This is a genomic window from Paenisporosarcina sp. P4_E4_2, from assembly GCF_056401595.1.
The window spans coordinates 1-1,194 of the sequence record NZ_JBFUJC010000558.1; the positions used below are offsets into that span (position 1 = coordinate 1).

At 43.6% G+C, this 1,194-nt stretch carries 1 protein-coding gene; it reads right to left on the reverse strand.

Annotated elements, in window-relative coordinates; all coding sequences use genetic code 11:
• A partial coding sequence (locus AC1DSB_RS19695; protein WP_477587468.1) for an AMP-binding protein occupies positions 1 to 1,194 on the reverse strand: 1,194 nt, incomplete at both ends.

Genomic DNA, 1,194 nt, shown 5'->3' on the forward strand with positions numbered 1-1,194 from the left:
ATGAATGCGGTAACGACTTCTCCCCACTTCTCATCCGGGAGTCCGATGACAGCCGCTTCTCTGATTGTACGATGCAGGAGTAGACAATGTTCGATTTCCTGAGGATAGACGTTCTCCCCACCGGTTACGATCATGTCTTTTTTTCGTCCGACAATATACGTATCACCGTCTGCATCAATTTTCGCCAGATCCCCTGTTTTCAACCACTCGTTTTGCATCGTAGCTGCGGTTTCTTTGTCATTTCGCCAGTAGCCCCTGAAAACATGCCTCCCGCGAATCCAAAGCTCCCCGACTTCCCCGATTAATGCGGGTTGATGGTCTTTCGTGACAATCAAAGTATCTACAAATTGCATGCTTTTGCCAACTGATCCTCTTTTGACTTTGGCCACTTTGACATCTATAACAAAATTATTTGGTCCCGCTTCTGAAAGACCATAGCCTTCTCTAAAAGGTAATCCTTTGTTTTCAAATTGTTCATATACCGTAACCGGACACGGAGCGCCACCTGATAAAAACACTCGGACATCAGGAAAATCATGTTTCTTGAACGTCTCTGACTGTGTCATCAATTCATACATCGTTGGTACGAATAAGGAAATGGTTGCTTTTCGTTTCAGAATTTCGTTCAATGCTTGTTCTGCATCAAATCGATGACCGATGACCACTGTTCCCCCTGCCATCAGGATTGGGATAGACAAAGCATTCAATCCCCCTGTATGGAACAAAGGCATATAGTTGACAGTGCAATCTCGTTCCGACAACCCCCAGCTAACAATTGTGTTCAACGCATTCCAGTTGACGTTGTGATAAGACAGGAGTACTCCTTTTGGTTTCCCTGTCGTACCTCCTGTATAAATCATCATCCACGGTTCATCTGCCGAAAAAGATTGGATAGAGTGCATTTCGAATACACATGGTTCATTATTGAAAGGTACTTCCCTATTCATGACTTTCTTGCCATCAAATGAAAGTGCTATGTTTTCGTATAAATCATCCGTTATTAGGATTGATGGTTCACAATCTTCCAGAATATCGTTGAGTTCATGATGGCTTAATCTGAAATTCAAAGGTACATATATATAACCTTTCAATCCACAGGCAAATAAGATGGCCAGCAGCTCAGGGTGATTGGCAGCAAGTATCGCCACACGGTCCCCTTGTTGCAACTTCTCTTCCGTTAATCGTTGTACCCAC